This is a genomic window from Vibrio sp. HB236076, assembly GCF_040957575.1.
Taxonomy (GTDB): Bacteria; Pseudomonadota; Gammaproteobacteria; order Enterobacterales; family Vibrionaceae; genus Vibrio.
This window is the reverse complement of the sequence record NZ_CP162601.1, coordinates 2,143,830-2,161,122: the sequence shown is the minus strand read 5'-3', so window position 1 is coordinate 2,161,122 and position 17,293 is coordinate 2,143,830. Positions and strand designations below refer to the sequence as shown.

At 46.3% G+C, this 17,293-nt stretch carries 15 protein-coding genes; 11 read left to right on the top strand and 4 right to left on the bottom strand.

From position 1 onward, the window contains the following. Position 1 precedes the first annotated feature (1 nt). The 3 genes from AB0763_RS09485 to AB0763_RS09475 are packed head-to-tail and all read left to right on the top strand — an operon-like array spanning position 2 to position 3,214. Entirely contained in the window at positions 2–1,309 is a 1,308-nt protein-coding gene (locus AB0763_RS09485; protein ID WP_306100504.1) for an HlyD family type I secretion periplasmic adaptor subunit, read from the top strand. Positions 1,310–1,327: 18 nt separating this feature from the next. Then, positions 1,328–2,632 carry a TolC family outer membrane protein gene (locus tag AB0763_RS09480; RefSeq protein WP_306100503.1) on the top strand — a complete coding sequence of 435 codons (1,305 nt, stop codon included), beginning with the start codon at positions 1,328–1,330 and terminating at the stop codon, positions 2,630–2,632. Further along, positions 2,633–3,214, top strand: coding sequence for a hypothetical protein (locus AB0763_RS09475; RefSeq protein ID WP_306100502.1), 582 nt, complete (start codon positions 2,633–2,635; stop codon positions 3,212–3,214). A 100-nt stretch (positions 3,215–3,314) separates the two neighbouring features. On the opposite strand, the gene fldA is transcribed toward AB0763_RS09475, so the two are convergent. Together fldA and AB0763_RS09465 are read right to left on the bottom strand one after the other, a co-directional pair. Then, positions 3,315–3,848 carry a flavodoxin FldA gene (fldA, locus tag AB0763_RS09470; protein WP_306100501.1) on the bottom strand — a complete coding sequence of 178 codons (534 nt, stop codon included), beginning with the start codon at positions 3,846–3,848 and terminating at the stop codon, positions 3,315–3,317. 203 nt (positions 3,849–4,051) lie between these two features. Then, positions 4,052–4,822, bottom strand: a complete 771-nt coding sequence (locus tag AB0763_RS09465; RefSeq protein ID WP_306100500.1) for an alpha/beta fold hydrolase — start codon at positions 4,820–4,822, stop codon at positions 4,052–4,054. A 91-nt stretch (positions 4,823–4,913) separates the two neighbouring features. Here AB0763_RS09465 and seqA point away from each other — a divergent pair, with 91 nt between their 5' ends. Further along, positions 4,914–5,459, top strand: coding sequence for a replication initiation negative regulator SeqA (gene seqA / locus AB0763_RS09460; RefSeq protein ID WP_306100499.1), 546 nt, complete (start codon positions 4,914–4,916; stop codon positions 5,457–5,459). Positions 5,460–5,518: 59 nt separating this feature from the next. Further along, positions 5,519–7,165 carry a phosphoglucomutase (alpha-D-glucose-1,6-bisphosphate-dependent) gene (pgm, locus tag AB0763_RS09455; protein WP_306100498.1) on the top strand — a complete coding sequence of 549 codons (1,647 nt, stop codon included), beginning with the start codon at positions 5,519–5,521 and terminating at the stop codon, positions 7,163–7,165. Between the two features lie 415 nt (positions 7,166–7,580). On the opposite strand, the gene AB0763_RS09450 is transcribed toward pgm, so the two are convergent. Next, positions 7,581–8,357 (bottom strand): DUF1853 family protein, encoded by a 777-nt coding sequence (locus AB0763_RS09450; RefSeq protein WP_306100497.1) that lies wholly within the window; start codon positions 8,355–8,357, stop codon positions 7,581–7,583. 82 nt (positions 8,358–8,439) lie between these two features. On the opposite strand from AB0763_RS09450, the gene AB0763_RS09445 reads away from it, so the two are divergent. Further along, complete coding sequence (locus AB0763_RS09445) at positions 8,440–9,198, top strand: Nif3-like dinuclear metal center hexameric protein (protein ID WP_306100496.1); 759 nt, start codon at positions 8,440–8,442, stop codon at positions 9,196–9,198. Positions 9,199–9,310: 112 nt separating this feature from the next. Here AB0763_RS09445 and AB0763_RS09440 read toward each other — a convergent pair whose 3' ends face one another. After that, positions 9,311–10,600, bottom strand: a complete 1,290-nt coding sequence (locus tag AB0763_RS09440; protein ID WP_306100495.1) for a citrate synthase — start codon at positions 10,598–10,600, stop codon at positions 9,311–9,313. A gap of 393 nt (positions 10,601–10,993) precedes the next feature. On the opposite strand from AB0763_RS09440, the gene sdhC reads away from it, so the two are divergent. The 5 genes from sdhC to sucA all read left to right on the top strand — a co-directional run bounded on the left by sdhC (position 10,994) and on the right by sucA (position 17,283). Next, positions 10,994–11,386 carry a succinate dehydrogenase cytochrome b556 subunit gene (gene sdhC / locus AB0763_RS09435; protein WP_306100494.1) on the top strand — a complete coding sequence of 131 codons (393 nt, stop codon included), beginning with the start codon at positions 10,994–10,996 and terminating at the stop codon, positions 11,384–11,386. Beyond that, positions 11,380–11,724: a succinate dehydrogenase, hydrophobic membrane anchor protein gene (gene sdhD, locus AB0763_RS09430; protein WP_306100493.1), complete on the top strand. Its 345-nt coding sequence runs from the start codon at positions 11,380–11,382 to the stop codon at positions 11,722–11,724. The genes sdhC and sdhD overlap by 7 nt, the downstream gene beginning before the upstream one ends. Continuing rightward, on the top strand, positions 11,725–13,491 hold the full coding sequence (gene sdhA / locus AB0763_RS09425) for a succinate dehydrogenase flavoprotein subunit (RefSeq protein WP_306100492.1): 1,767 nt from the start codon (positions 11,725–11,727) through the stop codon (positions 13,489–13,491). An 18-nt stretch (positions 13,492–13,509) separates the two neighbouring features. Then, complete coding sequence (locus tag AB0763_RS09420) at positions 13,510–14,220, top strand: succinate dehydrogenase iron-sulfur subunit (RefSeq protein WP_306100491.1); 711 nt, start codon at positions 13,510–13,512, stop codon at positions 14,218–14,220. 249 nt (positions 14,221–14,469) lie between these two features. Next, complete coding sequence (gene sucA, locus AB0763_RS09415; RefSeq protein ID WP_306100490.1) at positions 14,470–17,283, top strand: 2-oxoglutarate dehydrogenase E1 component; 2,814 nt, start codon at positions 14,470–14,472, stop codon at positions 17,281–17,283. The last annotated feature ends 10 nt before the right edge of the window (positions 17,284–17,293 follow it).

Below are 17,293 nucleotides of genomic sequence, written 5' to 3'. Positions count from 1 at the left end.
TATGGCCGATCTCTATATGGGGCAGCTTTACGCAGCAAAACAATCGAAACGGTTAACTTGGCTGGTTTTTTTATTAGTTATTGCCTTTGTCGTGTGGGCCGCTTATGCCCAGATTGACGAAGTGGTGGTGGGGCAAGGTAAGGTGATCCCCGCTCAGCGAGTACAAACAATAGAATCACTGGATGGCGGAACCCTAAAGCAAGTTTTGGTCACCGAGGGGCAACTTGTTGAGGTCGGGCAACCCTTGTTGTTAATTGACGAAACCCGTTTTGCGGCGGCTTTTGCTGAATCGAGCCAAGAGCGAGAAGCCTTATTGGCACGACGAAACCGCCTCACGGCAGAACTGAAAAGTGTGAAAGCCGATAGTGCTCTCGCCACTGGGGTTGCAGTGGTGTCAACGCGCATTGCAAGAGATGGAATTTCGGCAAGTGTCTATCAACAGGCAGAAAATACTTACAACACAAGACTGACCCAAGTGCAGTCGCGCATTGAACAAAAAGTACAAACCGTCAGGCAACAACAACAAGCGATTAATGAGCAGAAAGCCAATATCAATGCTTTGACCCAACGTTTGCGGTTGATAAGTCGCGAGGTGGCATTAACGACCAGCGCCGTGGAGGCTGGGGCCGTTGCGGAGATGGAGTTAGTTCAGTTACAGGGCGATCAGATCGGTGTCCGAGGTGAACTGAATCGAGCGAAAGCACTATTACAACAACTGTTGGCGGCGAAATTACAAGCGGAAGAAGAAAAAAATGCCGTAGTGTTTGATTATTTAGCCGACACTCAAAATCAACTTGATGAAGTATCTAATGAGTTAGCCAAAATCAATCAAAGCAGTAAAGCGCTTGAAGACCGTGTGGTTAAAGCGCAATTGCGCTCACCGGTTAAAGGCACCGTGAAAAATATTGTTTCTCGCTCGATCGGCGGGGTGGTAAGCCCTGGGCAAGTGATGATGGAAATTGTGCCACAGGATGACCAATTATTAATTGAAACCCAGATACAGCCGCAAGATATCGGTTTTCTTCGTCAAGGCATGCCGGCGAAAGTGAAATTTACCGCTTTTGATTTTGTTATCTATGGTGGTTTAGATGGGCAAGTTGTCTATGTCAGCCCAGATGCCTCCTATCAGGAAGACGGCACCGCTTATTATACGGCGCACATCAAAACGCAAGATAACTACCTTGGACAGCATGCAATCATCTCTGGTATGCAAGCGCAGGTTGATGTACTAACCGGTAAAAAAACGATTCTCGACTATTGGTTAAAACCCGTATTGAGAGCCAAAACGAACGCGATGCGCGAACCATAAATGTATAAGGACTTTTTAATGAGGAAATTTTCCCTTTTAATGAGCTTGTCTCTGCTTTCAGGGGCATCTCAGGCGCTGACTTTGGAGCAGTCTGTTGCTCAAGCGTTGAATACTCACCCGAGGTTGATGGAGCGCTATGCATCATTTGAAGCAAAATATCGCGATAGACGAGGTGCATTCAGTGATTTTTTACCGCAAATCCGTTTGTATGCCGCATATGGTTATGAAGAGGTGGGTTACGACTCAGGTGATGAACTCGACAGTGATTTGGACCGCCGCGAATTGGGGCTTACCATTACTCAAATGCTGTTTGATGGCTTTCGTACGTCAAATGAGGTTGACCGTTTAGATTATGAAGCCAAAGCCGATCAGCAAGGCCTTATCTCGACCGCTGAAAACTTGAGTCTCGAAGTGGTACAAGTGTACCTTGACTTGATCAAAGCGGAAAAGTTGGTCGAGTTGTCGAGAAAAAATGTCGATCTGCATCAGTCAATTCTTGATGATATCAATCAAAGGCGCAAGCGAGGTTTATCGAGCGATGCCGATGTTGCGCAAGTCGAATCGAGATTGGCCACGTCAGAGTCCATTTTGCTGGTGGCAATGAATAATCTTTTAGATATCAAAGTCAATTACTATGACCTCGTTGGTGTGCAAGCACAAAATTTAGTTGACCCAAGACCGGATTATGAATTCATCCCGAATCGATTAGATGAAGCTGTCAATATCGCAAAACAGAACCACCCAGAAATCAGTGCTGCTATTTATGATACCAATGCGGCCAAAAAACAAATGAAACGCGATAAAAGTGGTTATTACCCAAGGTTTGATATTGAGGTTGATGTTAACCGCAATCGCAATATTTCTGGTGCTGAAGGGCGAGATGAAAATGGCCGCGTGATGTTAACCATGACTTATGATTTATTTAATGGTGGTCGTACTCGTGCAGAGTCGGAGGCCTCAGCATGGCGCTACCAAGAGTCTTTAGCCGTTAAAGACAATACGTTCTTAGAAGTGGAAGAAGCCACTAATTTTGCATGGAATGCCTATGTGTTTTTGGGTAAGCAAAAAGAGTTTTATCAAAAAAACGTTCATTTTGCTGAAATTGCTCAAAAAGGCTACGATACGCAATTTGAACTCGGGCGTCGTTCATTACTCGATGTCTTGGACTCACAAATTGAATTGTTTTCTGCACGTCGAAATTACATCGAAGCGGACTTTGATCAAAGAGAAGCAAAATACCGTCTTATTAATGCGACTGGTCGGCTGATCGAAGCATTAAGGGTCACTACCCCTAGTGTTTGGCGTTTAAAGGAGGACGACTAAATGAAATATTTATGTATCGCATTGGCTTTGATGATGGCCGCCTGTTCAACCCCAGATTATCAATACCAAGCCGAAAAACAGTTAAACGATTTAAATGATGACGACTTGGATGGGGTGATTAATCACCGTGATCAGTGTGCTGAGACGCCACTAAAGGCGGTGACGGATAACAACGGTTGCCCAGTCGAGAGCGATAAATATCATTATAGTTACAGTGTGATTAACTTTGGCTATGATCAGGACCGCTTGACTTTGGCATCGAGAACGAATGTCCAACTTCTATCTAAACGGTTAAAACGACTCGGAACTGGTGAATTGTACTTGATTGGTGATACGAGTGAGGAAGGCACCGTTGAATACAACCGAAAACTCGCTCAGCGTCGTATCAATGCAGTAAAACAGGCCCTGGCTGTGTTTGGCACCGGCGAGGTCAAAATCAAAGAAGAAAGTTTTGAAGATACCCAAAATATTCCGCAAGATATCAGTGGCCGCTATACTCGGGTAGTGGCGGTGATTAAGGTGCCTCGTAGTACTGATGTAGAAATGCAATTTGACGTGTACAACGCGACACAAAAGTACTGATCTTAGCGTTTCCTTAGACATCATTGAACGAGAATGGAATAACGAAAAAGGGTCGCCATTGCGGCCCTTTTTCGTTTCATTCTGAGTGACTCAAACGTGCTCAGTCTTCAAGCTCTGCCAGGCACATTTCTTGATAAATTTGCTCAACCCAAGTTTTGACTCGGTCGTCAGTGAGTTCAGGTTGGCGGTCTTCGTCAATACACAAACCGACAAACAGATCATCTTCACCGTCGACGATGGCTTTTGAAGCCTCAAATTCGTAGCCTTCGGTTGACGTGTATCCCAAGATGGTTCCACCTTTGGTTTCTACGATATCACGAACGGTTCCCATCGCATCACAGAAATATTCGGCGTAATCTTCTTGGTCACCACAGCCAAAAATAGCCACTAGCTTACTTGAAAAGTCAATTTGCTCGAGTTCTGGGAAGAAGTCATCCCAATCGCATTGTGCTTCACCGTAATACCAAGTTGGAATGCCGAGTAAAAGTAGATCGAAATTATCAATGTCTTCTTTACTGCTCTTCGCAATATCTTGCACGTGAACCAGTTTTGTACCGAGTTGCTGTTGAATCATTTTTGCAACGGCTTCGGTGTTTCCTGTGTCGCTACCAAAAAAGATACCTACACTTGCCATAGATTAATTACCTTTTATTTCAGTGTTACGGCGGCTTATATACAGTGGGTCTTGTCGTGAGACTATAGCATTGTTCATTTCAATGCTTCTGAAAACACAACTGAGACAACGCTGTGCCAGCACGGTCAATATTTTCTGCGCCAACTATAACACTATTAAAGTCTAAAGTTAATCGGCCTAACTCAGTTGATAAGTCAACGGATTTAGGTGGTTAAAAAGCGCCGTATGGCCCGGTTTACTTCTTGGGGTTTTTCGGCGTGTAACCAGTGGCCAGTGTTGGCAATAATGTGCGCTTTGGCCTGAGGAAACTGCGTCGTTATCTGTGTTTGAAACTCAGGTTTGATGTAATCTGAATTTGCGCCTTTTAGAAATAAAATGGGCAGTTGCGAGGCTGGCAAAGGCTGCCAATCCAGAATGTTATGATAGTTATCCCACAGTGAATCAACATTAAAGCGCCAAGCAAAAGTCTGGTCATTTTCTTTGTAAAGAGACTTGGAGAGAAATTGACATACTTCAGGTTGCTCAATGTGTTGAGCTAGCACCGAAAGGGCCTGTTGGCGTGAGTTGGGCCTTTGCTTGGCGACCGCTTTTAAACCGGCAAAGACGGCATCGTGGTGACGCTCTGGGTAGCGAACGGGTGCCATATCTAACACAACGGCTTTGGCACATTGTGTTGCAAGGCGTGCACTGAGCTGCATGGCGATTTTACCGCCCATGGAATGGCCTATAACAGTGAAGCCATCGATGTTTAACTGCCCTAATAACTGTGCGATATCGTCTGCCATCGCGGCATAGTTGTGCTCACTGTGATGGAAAGATTGGCCGTGGTTTCGGACATCGACGCTGATCACTCGGTGATCGGTGGCGAGATCTTTGGCCAATAAACCTAAGTTACTAAGACTGCCGAACAGACCGTGAATAAGGATCACACAAGATCCTTGACCTTCATCTTTATAATTGAGTAATTGTGACATTTTTAAGTTTCATTATTGGTTTTACGTAGAGTATCCGCTGGGATCTCGTTATAATCACCTTGAGTTTAAACATAGAGATTGTGAAAAGCGAATGAAAACAATAGAGGTTGATGAAGATCTATATCGATACATTGCGAGCCAAACTCAAGATATTGGTGAGAGTGCATCGGATATTTTAAGGCGACTTTTGCAAGTGGATGCACCATCGAAAAAAGTGGTCACACCCTCCGCGCCAGTGGAAAATCCACCAGTGACACCAGCTTGGCTTCAAGACAGCTCGGTTAATACCCTTGATACAACCAAGGCCATGAGAGAGTTGCTTATTTCCGATGAACTGGCCGGCAGCACGAAAGCCATCGATAGATTTTTATTGATTTTAAGTACGTTATATCGCTTATCACCCAAGTCTTTTGCTCAGGCAACTGAAGTAAAAGGTCGCAAGCGCGTGTATTTTGCTGACAACCAAGAGACCTTGTTAGCGCACGGTAAAACGACAAAACCAAGGGCTATCCCCGATACGCCATTTTGGGTGATTACCAACAATAACACCAGTCGAAAAAGGCAAATGGTTGAGCAAGTCATGGCGCATATGGCTTTTCCTCAAGAGCTGATCGACAAAGTGACTAACGCAATTTAATCACAAGGCCTCATTGTTGCCATCATGAGGCCTTTATTATAATAAAAGGACGTCAATTTATGGCTATTCACTCTCGAGCAGGGCAAAAAGCCCTACCACAGGATTTGATCAATATTCCTTACCTTGTCGCTCAATATTACGAGTTACAACCCGATGCCACACAAGCAGAGCAACGCGTTCAGTTTGGTACCTCTGGGCATCGCGGCACGTCGAGTAAAACCACGTTTAACCAGCTGCACATTCAAGCTATTTGCCAAGCGGTGGCGGAAGTACGTTCGAAAAATGGCATTAACGGTCCGCTTTTCTTAGGCAAAGACACCCACGCTTTATCGGAAGCTGCCATGGTAACGGCACTGGAAGTCCTAGTGGCCAATGGCGTGCCAGTAATTGTTCAAAAAGACAATGGTTACACGCCGACGCCTGGGGTTTCTCACGCGATTCTAACCCACAACGCCCAGAGTAAGGCGCTGGCTGATGGTTTGGTGATCACACCATCACACAACCCCCCACAAGATGGCGGCATTAAATACAACCCACCTCATGGCGGCCCTGCAGAAGCGACGATCACACAAGAAATCGAAGATCGCGCCAATGCGATCATTGTCGATGGTATGCGCGATCTGAAATCATTGCCTTACGCCGAGGTCGCTAACAGTGACTTAGTGGTGAGTAAAGATTTGGTCACGCCGTACGTCGACGATTTGATCAATGTTGTGGATATGGAGGCAATCAAAAAAGCCGGCTTGAAGTTGGGCGTTGATCCTCTTGGTGGCAGTGGCATTGATTATTGGCGTCAAATCGCCAAAACCTACCAATTGGATCTTACTTTGGTTAGTGAAGCGGTGGATCCGTCTTTCCAATTTATGTCACTGGACAAAGACGGCGTGATCCGTATGGATTGTTCTTCACCCTATGCCATGGCCAGCCTACTCGAACTGAAAGATGACTTTGATCTGGCGTTTGGCAATGATCCGGATTACGACCGCCATGGTATTGTCACGCCAAAAGGTTTGATGAACCCGAATCACTTCCTTGCGGTGTGTATCGATTATCTTTATCGTCATCGCCCGCAGTGGCAAGCTGATGTTGCTGTTGGTAAGACCTTGGTTTCGAGTGCCTTGATTGATCGCGTGGTAAGCGATTTGGGCCGTGAGCTATGTGAAGTGCCGGTTGGTTTTAAGTGGTTCGTTGATGGCCTTTACCAAGGCAAGTTTGGCTTTGGTGGAGAGGAAAGTGCAGGGGCGTCTTTCTTGCGTTTTGATGGCACGCCGTGGTCAACCGATAAAGATGGTATTATCCTATGCCTTCTCGCCGCTGAAATCACCGCCGTGACCGGTAAAACGCCTCAAGAGTATTACGAAGCGTTAGCGGACAAACACGGTGAATCGCAGTACAACCGTATTCAAGCGGTGGCCAACGGCCCACAGAAACAGGTATTGAAAAGCCTGTCTCCGGAGCAAGTGACGGCAGAGACTTTAGCGGGCGATCCCATTACAGCTCGTCTGACTCATGCTCCAGGCAATGGCGAAGCGATTGGCGGTTTAAAAGTCACCACTGATTTTGGCTGGTTTGCTGCTCGTCCATCGGGTACTGAAGAGATTTACAAAATTTATTGTGAGAGCTTTAAGGGAGAAGATCACCTTAAATTGATTGAGCAAGAAGCTCAACAAATCGTGAATCAAGTCTTCGCGAAAGAAGGTTTGTAATCCTTTTTGCCCTGCCAATAAGGTGGGGCAATATTTCACCTTCTTCTCAGTGGTAGGCATTGAGCCTATCTAATACCAATCTAACTATATAGCGGGTCACCTTAGCTGGTTAAAAAACTCGATAACGTCGTTAAGAAAATAACCTATAGAACAACAACTTACTGTGTCTTTTTGCCTTTTTCTCAAGCTTAATCCCACATTACCATTGAACACATACTTAATTAGATTGGTATAGCACTTTTGTGCCTCTTTTTTGTTTAATCTCATTATCAGTGACTGGTTTACTCAAACTTTGTTCTATTGAAACACACCTCACTCAGAGCCGGTTACCAACCTTTCCTGGCGATATCATCGTTTAGACACTCAATAAAATTCATCGTCATGTAACGGGTGACAAGTTAAGCAAATAGTTGGATTAATTAACTCTGTTCTCGTGTAAGTTCTCCTCACCTGGCCAATGGTCGGGGACGATAAACCAAAAGTCCCCGAGTTCAGAGCGACAGTGGACAAAGCCATCGGGTAAACAGCGTAATGCACTGCTTGAGTGTGGTCTATCGCCACTTGCCCATTGGTGTTTCTCTAAAGGGTAAAGCTTTTCGGTTACTTGAGGCCATTGATGGTGAAAGCACCAATAACCGGTAATGGCACTCGGGTTGATGACATACTTGGCACAGTCACTTGGGATGGGTTCATCATCGAATGGGTTGCGATATAGCCTGCCTTGCATTAGGAGCTTATGCCGATCGATGGAGTAACCGTATTGCGTTAGGAAAGGTGAAGTCGTTGACAATGGCAACTGGTGGTTGATCATGTGCATCAGTTTTTTGTCTAGTCTATCGCTGGCATTGGGCCCGTACCAATGCCCTTGGTACAGCAAATAGAATTTAATCGCCACTTCCCAATGTTCGATGCGATTATCGACGCCGACGATAAAATCGATGGCGCCTAGGGTACGGCCCTGGCTATTAATTTGAATTTCTTCTTCCAACAAAGTATAGCTTGGGCTGTGAAAAAACACGTGCTGGTATAAATACTGATAAATAAATCCTAAGCGGTGATTACCTTGATAGTCACCGCTTGGCATCGAATTGGGAAATGAGATGTTGGCGGCAGACTCGATGATCTCACCGGGCTCTAGCAAAGAAGGGGCGTTTTGGATCCAATGATAAAAAGAGTAGAAGGGATGCGTCATACCCGTGGGCTCCATAAGCTTTTCGACTTTTTTGTGTGAAATTGATATAACGGGTTACCGTTTTATATCCTGGCTTGGCAAAATGAATAACCTTGAACTAGAGCAAATACTAAATCAAAAGTTAAACGCATCACAGATCAAAGACTACTGTCCGAATGGATTGCAAGTTGAAGGACGTACTGAAGTCAAAAAAATCATCACGGGCGTTACGGCGTCAAAGGCACTTATTGAATATGCGATTGAGAAGCAAGCCGATGCGATTTTGACCCATCACGGCTATTTTTGGAAAGGGGAGCCTGCCCCTATCCGTGGGATGAAAGGACATCGAATTAAACAGCTTCTTATCAATGATATAAACCTGCTTGCTTACCATTTGCCACTCGATGTTCATGGTGAACTTGGCAATAACACCTTATTGGCACAACAACTGGATATTGAAGTGATCGGCGATCTCGATGCCGAGCCCAAAGGCGTTGTTAAACACGGTCGTCTGGCTCGTCCTATGTCAGGGGCCGAATTCGCCGATAAAATCAATCGTGTTCTCAATCGAAAAGCGCTGCATATTGCGCCAGAGAATGCCGATAAAATGATTACGACAGTCGGTTGGTGTACTGGAGGCGGGCAAGACTTTATTGAATTGGCCGCGCAAAAGGGATTAGATGCGTTCATCTCCGGTGAGATTTCGGAGCGAACCACATACAGTGCCAGAGAGCAAGACATCCATTACTTTTCCGCAGGTCATCACGCCACTGAGCGCTGTGGTATTCGGGCGTTGGGTGAATGGCTTGCCAAAGAACATGGCTTTGAGGTTGAATTTAAAGATATCGATAACCCGGTTTGATGAGCAAAATTGGGTCAAAGACTGGTGAAAAAAATGCCCTCGCAAGAGGGCATTTTGATTTCTGTTGCAATGTAATGCCGTCGATAAGGCAAAGACCCTATCGGCAATCGACTTACTCGCGTTCGTGAATCGGTTTGAAATGACGCTCAGTTTCGCCGGTGTAAAGCTGACGAGGTCGACCGATACGGCTTAGTGGATCTTGGTGCATTTCATTCCAGTGAGCAATCCAACCAATGGTACGAGACATTGCAAAGATCACGGTAAACATTGAGATAGGAATACCAATGGCTTTGAGAATGATACCGGAATAAAAGTCGACGTTAGGGTAGAGTTTCTTGTCGACAAAGTAGGGATCAGACAAAGCAATTCGCTCAAGCTCCATGGCCACGTCAAGCAGAGGATCTTGAATATTGAGCTCTTTTAAAACGTCATGACAGGTTTCACGCATCACGGTCGCTCGGGGATCGTAGTTTTTGTAAACACGATGACCAAAGCCCATTAAACGGAATGGGTCGTCTTTATCCTTAGCGCGGTTAATGTACTCAGGGATGTTATCCACACTACCGATTTCTTCAAGCATACGTAAACAGGCTTCGTTTGCACCGCCATGCGCCGGTCCCCAAAGCGAAGCTATACCCGCCGCGATACAGGCAAAGGGGTTCGCACCAGAAGAGCCCGCTAAGCGAACCGTTGACGTTGACGCATTTTGCTCATGGTCAGCGTGTAAGGTAAAGATTCTGTCCATCGCACGGGCAACAATCGGATTGACTTCATATTCTTCACACGGGGTAGCAAACATCATGTGCAAGAAGTTTTCCGCGTAATTGAGGTCATTTCTCGGGTAAATAAACGGTTGACCCATCGAGTATTTGTAACACATGGCCGCCAGAGTTGGCATTTTTGACAGCAAGCGGTAAGCGGTGATCTCTCGGTGTTCATCGTTGTTGATATCCAATGAATCATGGTAAAACGCAGCAAGAGCCCCCACGACACCACACATTACCGCCATCGGGTGTGCGTCACGGCGAAAGCCATGGAAAAAGCTAGCAATTTGCTCGTGTACCATAGTATGGCGAGTGACTGTACGCTTAAACTCTTGATATTGCGTTCGATTTGGCGCTTCGCCATTGAGTAGGATGTAACAAACTTCCAGGTAATCAGCATGGTTTGCAAGGTCGGCTATTGGAAAACCGCGGTGTAGAAGAATACCTTTTTCACCATCGATATAAGTGATTCGAGATTCACATGATGCAGTGGCAAGAAAGCCTGGGTCATAGGTAAAGTAACCATTTGCTCCAAGCTTACGAACGTCAATTACAGGGGTGCCTAGTGACCCAGCCATAATTGGCAGCTCGATTGGCGCTTGACCTTCGATGTGAAGGGTCGCTTTCTTATCTGCCATAACAATCTCCTTTGTTTTATTTTTAATCCGCCCAGGATTTTTGTGTGTCATTTTTGTACTGGGGTTGAGAGGCAAAGTCAATTTTTCTCTTTCGTAGTGTGCTCTTCTTTTGATTTTTTACAACTTAAAAGTAAAAAACATGCCCTGTGTAGCATAATTTGTTACGACAATTGTATTAGAATGTTGCTAGCCTTATATTGGCGCAGTAGATAACGGCTCATGCCTTATAAACGCTTGTTTGTATAGAAATTACATTTTTAATGCAAATTAAGTTTTTAACATTTTATTTACATCTTCCTCGCTGTAATTGTGGTTTATTTGTAAAATCAATGTTAATTTTGCCGGGTATGGGCTGAATTTCTCAATAAAACTATAAATGCTCAATAGAGCTGAGTGAGCAAGCCCGTGAAAGAAAGAAAGTCAAGACCTGTTAATTTAGATTTACAGACCATTCACTTTCCCATTACCGCCATCGCATCCATCTTGCATCGAATATCCGGTGTCATCATGTTCGTTGCGGTTGGGATTTTGTTGTGGTTACTCTCCATCTCCTTATCCTCCCCGCTCGGTTATGAGCAAGCGACAGACATCGTCAGTGGATTTTTTGTCAAATTTATCCTGTGGGGAATCCTGACCGCATTGGCCTATCACATTGCTGGTGGTATTCGTCACCTCATCATGGATATGGGCTATTTCGAAGAGTTGGAATCGGGTAATCAAAGTGCCAAAGTTGCCTTTATTGCAACCGCGGTATTATCTATTTTAGCGGGGATTCTAGTATGGTAAGACATGTCTCTTCCGTTGGTAGAAATGGCGTACACGATTATCTGTTAATCCGCGCATCTGCCATTATCATGACCCTTTACACCCTCTATCTAGTTGGGTTTTGCGCCTTTAACGAGCTAACTTACGTATCATGGACTGAGTTCTTTGGTGGAACCTTCACCAAAACTTTCACCATGTTGGCCTTGGTATGTGTGTTAATTCACGCTTGGATTGGTTTGTGGCAAGTCCTCACCGATTATGTGAAATGCACCAAACTGCGTAGCCTTTTGCAATTGGGCGTTGTCGCAGTCTTGCTAAGCTACGTTTTTTCTGGTCTCTTTATTCTGTGGGGTGTGTAAGTGTCTATTCCAGTTCGTGAGTTCGATGCAGTTGTCATCGGCGCAGGCGGCGCAGGCATGCGCGCTGCGTTACAAATTTCTGAGCAAGGCCTTTCTTGTGCTTTGCTATCTAAAGTCTTTCCAACCCGTTCTCATACCGTTTCAGCGCAAGGTGGTATTACCGTTGCACTTGGCAACTCCCACCAAGACGATTGGCAATGGCACATGTACGATACGGTAAAGGGCTCTGATTACATCGGAGACCAAAACGCTATTGAGTACATGTGTAAAACCGGTCCTCAATCGGTTATTGAGCTAGAGAAAATGGGACTACCATTTTCACGCTTCGAGAATGGACGCATTTATCAACGCCCCTTCGGTGGTCAATCGAAGGAGTTTGGTGGTGAGCAAGCAGCGCGTACCGCGGCAGCGGCAGACCGCACCGGTCACGCTTTATTACACACGCTCTATCAACAAAACATCAAACACAAGACCACGATTTTCTCTGAATGGTATGCGCTTGATTTAGTGAAAAACCAAGATGGTGCGATCATGGGTTGTACGGCGCTGTGCATGGAAACCGGTGAGATTTGCTACTTTAAATCCAAGGCGACTGTGTTAGCAACCGGTGGTGCAGGGCGCATTTACGCGTCGACCACCAATGCTCACATTAACACCGGTGATGGTGTTGGTATGGCGCTGCGAGCTGGCGTACCAATGCAAGATATGGAAATGTGGCAATTCCACCCAACCGGTATCGCTGGGGCGGGTGTGTTGGTCACAGAAGGTTGTCGCGGTGAAGGTGGGTATTTGCTCAATAAAGACGGCGAACGCTTTATGGAACGTTATGCTCCTAATGCTAAAGACTTGGCGGGTCGTGATGTGGTTGCGCGCTCAATGATGATTGAAATCCGTGAAGGCCGTGGCTGTGATGGGCCATGGGGACCCCATATTAAATTAAAACTCGACCACCTAGGTAAAGAGGTTCTCGAGTCGCGTTTACCGGGTATTTGTGAATTGTCGCGTACCTTTGCTCATGTCGACCCAGTCAAAGAACCAATCCCCGTAATCCCTACCTGTCACTACATGATGGGAGGGGTGCCGACACAAGTTTCAGGACAAGCGCTAAAACAGAACAGCCAAGGTGCTGATCAAGAAGTTCAAGGACTATTTGCTTGTGGTGAAATTGCATCTGTCTCGGTGCACGGTGCGAACCGTTTAGGTGGCAATTCGCTGCTTGACCTAGTGGTGTTTGGTCGCGCTACAGGTTTGCATTTGGGTGAAACACTCGCCGCACAGTCCGAGGCTCGCCCTGCGACTGAGTCTGATATTGAGGCTTCTTTAGCCCGCACCATGCGTTGGGAAAATAGCACTCGAGGTGAAGACCCGGCACAAATTCGCAAAGATTTACAACAGTGCATGCAAAACAGTTTCTCAGTATTTCGTGAAGGCGATGCGATGGCGACCGGGCTTGAAGAGCTCAAAGTCATTCGCGAGCGTTTGCAAGACGCGCATCTGGCCGACAAGTCAACCGAGTTTAACACGCAGCGAGTGGAGTGCTTAGAGCTTGACAACCTTATGGAAACGGCCTATTCCACCGCAGTGGCAGCCAATTATCGCACCGAAAGCCGAGGCGCTCATGCTCGCTTTGACTTTCCTGAGCGCGATGATGCCAATTGGTTGTGTCACTCCATTTACAACCCGGAAACCGAGCAAATGGCGAAGCGTGATGTCAACATGACACCGGTTCATCGCGACGCGTTCCCACCGAAAATCCGTACCTACTAGTTAAAGGGGGAAGAAAAGATGAAAGTGAATTTCTCTATCTACAGATATAACCCTGATGTTGACAACAAGCCATACATGAAAGACTACACGCTTGAAGTCAAAGAAGGCTCGGATATGATGGTTCTCGATGCCTTAATTCTGCTCAAAGAGCAAGATCCGAGTATCGCGTTTCGCCGCTCATGCCGCGAAGGGGTGTGTGGCTCAGACGGTTTGAACATGAACGGTAAAAATGGCTTGGCGTGTATCACGCCATTGTCAGCGGTCAGTGCCGATAAGATTGTGATTCGACCTTTGCCAGGGCTCCCTGTTGTTCGCGATTTGATCGTTGATATGACGCAATTTTACGATAATTATGCGCGTGTGAAGCCTTACTTAATTTCTGATGGTGAACTGCCTCCATCGAGAGAGCACTTGCAAGCGCCGGAGGATAGGGCTCATCTAGACGGTTTGTACGAATGTATCATGTGTGCATGCTGTACCACATCGTGTCCGTCGTTTTGGTGGAACCCAGATAAGTTTATCGGTCCGGCAGGCTTGCTTGCAGCATATCGTTGGTTGATTGACAGCCGCGATACGGCAACCGATGAGCGTCTATCAGAACTCGATGATGCATTTAGCGTTTTCCGTTGCCATGGCATTATGAATTGCGTCAACGTTTGTCCTAAAGGGTTAAACCCAACCAAAGCGATTGGCCACATCAAAACCATGTTGGTCAACCGTTCAGTGTAAATAGTTCGCACAGCCGCCTTGAATGGGCGGCTGTATTATACCAATTTGACGAAGTGAAAACGCAGGCCTACAAACGGTGAGGGCATTGAAAAATCGGTCAGAATCCAACGTCGGATTTTTGTCTTCGTAGCGGTTCAGTCTTATTTTAGCCCGGGCGGTAAGAAGGTTGATAACACGGTTTGTTCGATTGGTATTAAACGGCTCGACTCAGGTCGAGAAACTTATTAATAACGATAAAAAAGGGAATATATGCAAGATGGCGTGATGAAGGCATGGCTCGAGTCTTCACACTTGGCTGGCGCCAATGCAACGTACGTAGAAGATCTCTACGAACTCTACCTTAGTGATCCCGATTTGGTTAGTGAGGAATGGAAACGTGTATTTGAAGGATTACCGACTTACCCTGAACAGGTGGTCGAACAACCTCATTCACGTGTCCGTGACTACTTCCGTCGACTCGCGCAAGAGGCAAAGCATTACAATGTCCAAGTTAGTGATCCCGATGTCGATGCAAAACAAGTAAAAGTACTGCAATTAATTAATGCCTTTCGATTTCGAGGGCATGAAGCGGCACAGCTCGACCCTCTCGGTCTGTGGCAAAGACCGCCGGTTGCAGAACTCAACCCTGCTTTTCACAACTTAACCGAAGACGACTTCGAAGAAAGTTTTAACGTAGGCTCATTTGCCATTGGCAAAGAAACCATGAAATTGCGTGATTTGTACCAAGCACTGCAAGACATCTACTGTGGGTCGGTTGGTGCAGAGTACATGCACATCACCAATACAGAGCAAAAGCGTTGGATTCAGCAGCGCCTAGAGCCTGTGGTGGGTAAGCCGAGTTACAGCAGTGAAGAAAAACAAACTTTCCTCGAAGAACTAACCGCTGCTGAAGGCTTAGAGCGCTACTTAGGTGCGAAATTCCCGGGTGCAAAACGCTTTTCACTCGAAGGCGGTGATGCACTTATCCCAATGACCAAAGAGCTTATCCGACATGCCGGTAAAAATGGGATGCGCGAGGTCGTTATTGGTATGGCCCACCGCGGCCGACTTAATATGCTGGTCAACGTACTGGGTAAACGTCCTCAAGATCTGTTTGATGAATTCGCTGGCAAACACAGCGATGAAAGCTGGGGGACCGGCGATGTTAAGTATCACCAGGGATTCTCAGCAGATTTTGCTACTGAGGCCGGAAATGTCCACTTAGCTTTGGCCTTTAACCCTTCTCACCTTGAAATTGTTAACCCCGTTGTTATCGGGTCGGTGCGCGCAAGACAAGATCGCCTCAAAGATAAAAATGGCAGCCAAGTATTGCCAATCACGATTCACGGTGATTCGGCCATTACCGGCCAAGGGGTCGTAGCCGAGACATTCAATATGTCTCAAGCACGTGGTTTTCAAGTTGGAGGTACCGTCAGAATTGTGGTGAATAACCAAGTTGGCTTTACCACGTCGAATATTCGCGATACGCGCTCGACCATGTATTGTACCGACATTGCGAAAATGGTTCAGGCGCCGATTTTCCACGTGAATGCCGATGACCCAGAAGCGGTGGCTTTTGTGACTCGCTTGGCATTGGATTATCGCAATGAGTTTCGCAGTGACGTTGTGATTGACTTAGTTTGTTATCGTCGTCATGGTCACAATGAAGCCGATGAGCCAAACGCGACACAGCCTTTGATGTATCAAAAAATCAAAAAACACCCAACCCCTCGCAAACTCTACGCCGATGTGTTGATCGAACGCGGTGATAAAGACCTCGAATTAGCAACACAATTGGTCAATGAGTATCGAGACGCTTTAGATCGCGGTGATGTCGTGGTGAAAGAGTGGCGTCCGATGACAATGCATTCCGTTGATTGGTCGCCATACCTCAATCACGATTGGCAAGAAGAGTGGCAAAGTCAGGTTGAGTTAGACCGTCTCGTTGATCTTGGCAAACGCCTATGCCAAGCGCCAGAGAGCCATAAGCTGCAAAGTCGAGTTGCCAAAATCTACAATGATCGCAAGGCGATGTTAGACGGTCAAAAAGCGGTGGATTGGGGCATGGCAGAAACCTTGGCTTACGCAACGTTAGTCGATGATGGCAAACGAGTTCGCATTTCAGGCCAAGACTCTGGCCGTGGTACTTTCTTCCATCGCCACGCTGTGCTTCACAACCAAGAAGATGCGAGTGTCTACACACCACTGAGTCATTTACACGACAAACAAGGTCCTTTTCAAGTCTTTGATTCTGTGTTGTCTGAAGAAGCTGTGTTGGCCTTTGAATACGGTTATGCCACCGCAGAGCCGGGCGGTTTGACCATTTGGGAAGCGCAATTTGGTGATTTTGCCAATGGCGCTCAAGTGGTGATTGACCAGTTTATCTCATCTGGTGAGCAAAAGTGGGCGCGTTTGTGCGGTTTGACTATGCTGTTACCACACGGCTACGAAGGGCAAGGGCCAGAGCACTCGTCGGCGAGACTTGAGCGATATTTGCAATTGTGCGCTGAGCAAAACATGCAAGTTGTTGTCCCTTCTACACCGGCACAGGTTTACCACATGCTCCGTCGTCAGGTAGTACGCCCTATGCGTCGTCCTTTGATTGTCATGTCACCTAAGTCACTGCTAAGACATCCCCAGTGTACGTCATCGTTGGAAGAGCTTGCCACTGGCACATTCCAATCGGCAATCGCTGAAATTGATGATCTTGTGGCAGAGAACGTTAAGCGAGTGGTGTTCTGTTCAGGCAAAGTCTATTTCGACTTGTTGGATTATCGCCGTACCAATCAAATTGACGATGTCGCCATTGTTAGGATTGAACAACTCTACCCATTCCCTATGGAAGAAGTGCAGGCAGCAATTGCGTCTTACACCAATGTGATAGATTTTGTTTGGTGTCAAGAAGAGCCGCAAAACCAAGGGGCTTGGTATTGCAGTCAGCATAATTTTAGAGCGGCTATCCCAGATGGCGCGACGCTCAATTATGCAGGTCGCAAAGCGTCGGCATCACCCGCGGTAGGCTATATGTCTCTACACATACAACAGCAAAAAGCCTTAATTGAAGATGCTTTGCTAATTAAATAAAGAACTAGAA